Origin of the sequence: Mucilaginibacter sp., from assembly GCF_036383575.1 — a bacterium.
In the GTDB taxonomy this organism is placed as follows: Bacteria; Bacteroidota; Bacteroidia; order Sphingobacteriales; family Sphingobacteriaceae; genus Mucilaginibacter.
This window is the reverse complement of record NZ_DASVOB010000273.1, coordinates 1-4,788: the sequence shown is the minus strand read 5'-3', so window position 1 is coordinate 4,788 and position 4,788 is coordinate 1. Positions and strand designations below refer to the sequence as shown.

Here is a 4,788-nt window from a genome sequence, read left to right as displayed (position 1 = left end):
GTTATATATCGATGCTAAAGGCGATAAGTTAAGGTTTAATATTACTGCCAACCGCTTTTTAAACCGGATGATCAGGATTATTGTAGGCCGGTTGCTTGAAATTGGCAAAGGCCAGATGAGCACCGATGAATTTGAGTTTTATATTGCCAATAAACAAACGCCTAAGGTCATTATCCCCGCACATCCGCAGGGTTTGTACCTGTCAAAAGTAACTTATCGCTATCTTGATCTCGAACCGCGGTCGGCATTTCCTTTACTTAACAGCGTGGATTGGCACCCCTTATAACGCTTATCTGCTGATTTTTAAAAATATGACGCGTTAATTTGGTACTTTTGCACCCTCATTTTAAATTTTAATAGTATCCTGATGGCGTGGTCTGACAAATTGAAGCTTAATAAACAACTGTTGCGTTCTGTAAATGAAGCCGGTTTTGCAAACCCTAAAGAGCTCCAGCTTAAAACCATCAACCGCATTATTGGTGGGCAGGATATTATTGCCATTGGCCCTGAAGGAAGCGGAAAAACCACTGCTTATGTGTTAGGTGTATTAAACCGCTTTAACTATGCCCCCGAAGGCGTTCCGCGTGTATTGGTATTGGTGCCGGAAAAAGAACACGTATTTGCTGTTATAGAACAATTTGACCGTCTTAACAAGAATAAATCTATTCGCATAGTTGGCTTGTACGTTACCCCTGGCTTTGAAAGCCAGATGGATGAGCTTGCCGATGGTGCCGACATTGTTGTAGCTACTCCCGACCGGGCAAGGGCTATCTACCTTAAATTGGCTTTAAATTTAAATAAAGTTGATTTACTGGTGGTAGATGATGCCGACCAGATCGTGAAAAAAGGCTTGCAGTTACCGGTTGTTGAACTGGCTAATAGCATTGACAAAGGCCAGCACCTGGTATTTACCGAAGTGATGCATGCCAAGCTCGAAAAAATGATAGATCCATTTATGAGGCTACCAGCGGTAATTGAGGTTGATGAATTAAGCGAAACAGTTATTGAGACCCACGAACAGCTTTTATACAATGTACCAAACTTTGGTACCAAGCTGAACCTGCTTAATCTGTTTATGTATGACGAAGAACTGTTTACTAAAACGGTTGTATTTGTAAACAGTCAGACAACTGCTGAAAAGCTTTTCCAAAGCCTCAAAAGCCGTTTACGTACAGGTGTTGCATACTTAAATCCAAAGTTTTTTGATACAAAGGGATTCAAGAGCGTTGAGGATTTCAAGGCTGAAGCCAGTGCCCGAATCCTGATCGTGACCAACGAAAACGAGGAAGAGCTTGACCTGAGCGGTATCCCCTTTCTGATCCATTTTGATTTACCTGCTGATAACGAACTGTTTATTAGCCGAATAGCCAATCATGACCCTGACAATAAGGAAGAAACATTGGCGATGACCTTTGCTACTGATATTGAGCTAAGCCAGGTAAAGAAAATTGAACAGATAATAGGCAATAAGATCCCTGTGGCCGAACTACCAGATGATTTGGTGATTGTAACCGAGTCGAAGCCTAAAAAGGCAGATGCAAAAGAGGATGTTAAACCGACTGGTGTTGGTGAAGCTTTTCATGAGAAAAAAGCATCAAACGCCAAAACGTATAACCTTAGCGCCAGTACCAAGGCCAAAATGAATAAGAAGAAAAAACACGGGTAAATAATCTGTTCTATCCAGACTTACGAAGTTTTAAAAACTTCGTAAGTCTCTATCGCTCCTCTATCACACTATCTCCAAATACAACTCTTCCACTTTTTTCCTTGCCCAATCTGTTTTCCTTAAAAACTTGAGGCTCGATTTTATACTGGGATTATCATTAAAACAATTGACCCTGATCCGTGTACCCAATTCCTTCCAGCCAAAGTGAACTACCAGTTCGTTAAGGATCGTTTCGAGGGTTTTGCCATGTAAAGGGTTATTGGGTTGTTGCTCCATAAAGCAAAAGTAGATGTTTGTTTTGGCAAAATAGTATAACAAATTTTGTTGCCCTCCCGTTTAAATAACAAATGATATTAGCGGATATTTAATAAATCGTAAATTTTATTAAATTTAATGCTGCTAAGTTTAACCCGCTTCTTCAAATTGCCCAAAATTATTTTAATGAATAGCTATAAGTGTTACCTTGTTTTGTTGTTGCAAGCTATTTCGTTATGCGCGTTCTCACAAAACCGCCCCATTCATTTTCAGCATATTGGCAGCCGTGAAGGGCTTTCTGAACTGAATATTAACTGCATTATGCAGGATAGCCGCGGTTTTATTTGGGTAGGCACACGTGATGGACTTAACCGTTATGATGGTAACAAATTCAAGGTCTTTAAAAATATTGTTAGCGATAATAACAGTATCAGTAACAGCTTTGTTCAGGACATACTTGAGGACAAAAACGGCAACCTGTGGATCTCGACCAGCGGTGGCGGGTTAAATATGTACGACCGTAAATTTGATCGTTTTATCCATTATCGCCACAATCCAAACAACACCAATTCAATAGCCAGCGATATTTTAGTTAAGATAGCACTTGATAAAAGCGGGAACCTGTGGATCTCGAATCAAAAAGAAGGTCTGGACCAATTTAATATAGCGCAAAAAAAGTTTACGCATTACCGGTATAATGCAGCTGATACAGCCAGTTTAAGTGATAACAATGTCCGCGCGGTTTATGTAGACAGTCAAAATAAATTATGGGTGGGCACAACGTATGGCGGCCTAAATCTTTACAAACCACAAAGCCAAAATTTTACCCGCTTTGTTCATGATGAAGGTAAGCCTTCTTCCCTATCGGCTAATAAGGTCAACGCTATTTTGGAGGACAGTAGTCGCCGTTTATGGGTGGGTGTAAGCGACGCGGGGCTCAACCTGTTTAATCCGATTGCCAAAACCTTCGCTCATTACAAAAATGATCCCAGTAACAAGAACTCTCTTTCATATAACAGTGTGCAGTGCCTTGCTGAAGATAATAATCACGACTTGTGGATCGGTACTGAAAATGGAGGATTGAATGTTTTCAATTATGCTACGGGGCAATTTAACAACCACCAGGAGGATGATGTAGATAACAGCAGCATTGCCAACAATTCGGTTGACGTGATCCTGAAAGATAAAAGCGGCAATATGTGGATCGGCGCTTTTGCATCAGGCCTTAACTTCTATAAAAAAACGAGCGAAAACTTTGTTCACTATCAGCACAGCGCACAGCCTAATAGCCTGTCAAATAACTTTGTATTAAGTATTTACGAAGACAAAAAGAACAACATATGGGAAGGCACGGATGGCGGCGGCCTAAACCTTTTCAATCCTGAAAAAGGAGAGTTTAAGGTTTATAAAAATACTAATAGCAATATCTGCGGTAATTACATTTTAACCATACAGGAAGATGCCAAAAATAACCTATGGATAGGCACCTGGGGCGATGGCGTAAGTGTGATGAACCCGCAGACGCGCAATTTTAGATCTTTTAAACATAACCCGGATGATAGCACCAGTATAAGCGGTAATAATATTTATGCCATAGCCAAAACGCTTGATGGAAAATTATGGTTTGGCACACTTGGTACCGGGCTTGATCTGTTTGATCCTAAAACCAATAAATTTATTCATTACCGCCATGATGCCAATAATCCCAAAAGTATCAGCAGCGACAATATCAACTCACTGCTTGGCGACTCAAAGGGTAACCTTTGGGTTGGCACTAACGATGGCGGCGTTAACCTGTATGATGCTCCAACTAATTCATTTAAACCCGTACAATACGAAAAACTGAACAGTGCGCTTGGCAACAACACGGCGCTCGATCTTTTTGAAGATCACCTGGGGAATATCTGGATCTGTACTTATGGTGGTATCTATCGTTTAAACCCGGCCAACGGTAAGGTTACAAACTTTAAAATAAAAGATGGTCTGCCCAATAATTATACTTATGCGGTTGAAGAAGACAACAGCGGCAATTTATGGATCAGCACCAATAAAGGCATTTCCAAATACAATCCTAAAACTAATAAATTTAGGAATTTCACCATTGAGGATGGTTTACAGGCTGACGAGTTCAAGCCCCACTCGGCAGTAAAGAGCCATGATGGCACCATGTATTTCGGTGGTGTTAATGGGTTTAACATGTTCAATCCCGAAAATATCAGGGATAATATTTATGATCCGCCCCTGGTCCTTACCGATTTTCAGATCTATAATAAATCTGTCAGCGTAGGGCAAAACAGCGATGATCCTTCACCCCTGAAGGAAGATATTTCCGAAACAAAATCGATAACCTTAACATATGATCAATCAGTTATATCGTTCGAATATGTATCGATGGACTTTGCCTTAGGCAGCAAGGAATCATATGCTTACCAGCTTGAAGGTTTTGATAAAACGTGGAATTATGTTGGTAACAAAAACACGGCTACTTATACCAACTTGCCGGCCGGTAATTATGTATTCAGGGTAAAAAGCCGCAGTGCAGATGGGAAATGGTCTGTAAGACAAGTAAGCCTGAACGTTATTGTGCTCCCTCCCTTCTGGCTTACCTGGTGGTTTATCAGCTTGCTGATTTTGCTTACTGTAGCGGCCATTTATGCAATTTACCGGTATAAAGTAAATACTATAGTAAAACAAAAGAACCTGCTTGAAAAACAGGTTGGCGAACGTACGGCAGAGGTTATGCAGCAATCGGAAGAGTTAAAGGCCCAGTCCGAAAACCTGCAAACCTTAAATATCGAGCTCCAAAATCAATCGGAAGAGTTACAGGCTTTGAACGAAGAGTTGCTTGCCCAGTCGGAAGAGTTACA

General features: G+C 40.8%; 3 protein-coding genes and 1 pseudogene. 3 read left to right on the top strand and 1 reads right to left on the bottom strand.

Going from position 1 to position 4,788, the window contains the following annotated elements; all coding sequences use genetic code 11:
* Positions 1 to 286 (top strand): annotated as a pseudogene (locus VF500_RS09635) (tRNA pseudouridine(38-40) synthase TruA); the annotation flags it as partial.
* 81 nt (positions 287 to 367) lie between these two features.
* Positions 368 to 1,666 carry a DEAD/DEAH box helicase gene (locus tag VF500_RS09630; RefSeq protein ID WP_330859472.1) on the top strand — a complete coding sequence of 433 codons (1,299 nt, stop codon included), beginning with the start codon at positions 368 to 370 and terminating at the stop codon, positions 1,664 to 1,666.
* Between the two features lie 63 nt (positions 1,667 to 1,729).
* On the opposite strand, the gene VF500_RS09625 is transcribed toward VF500_RS09630, so the two are convergent.
* Positions 1,730 to 1,942 carry a VF530 family protein gene (locus VF500_RS09625; protein WP_330859471.1) on the bottom strand — a complete coding sequence of 71 codons (213 nt, stop codon included), beginning with the start codon at positions 1,940 to 1,942 and terminating at the stop codon, positions 1,730 to 1,732.
* A gap of 165 nt (positions 1,943 to 2,107) precedes the next feature.
* On the opposite strand from VF500_RS09625, the gene VF500_RS09620 reads away from it, so the two are divergent.
* The coding region (locus tag VF500_RS09620; RefSeq protein ID WP_330859470.1) for a ligand-binding sensor domain-containing protein at positions 2,108 to 4,788 on the top strand (2,681 nt) is incomplete at its 3' end.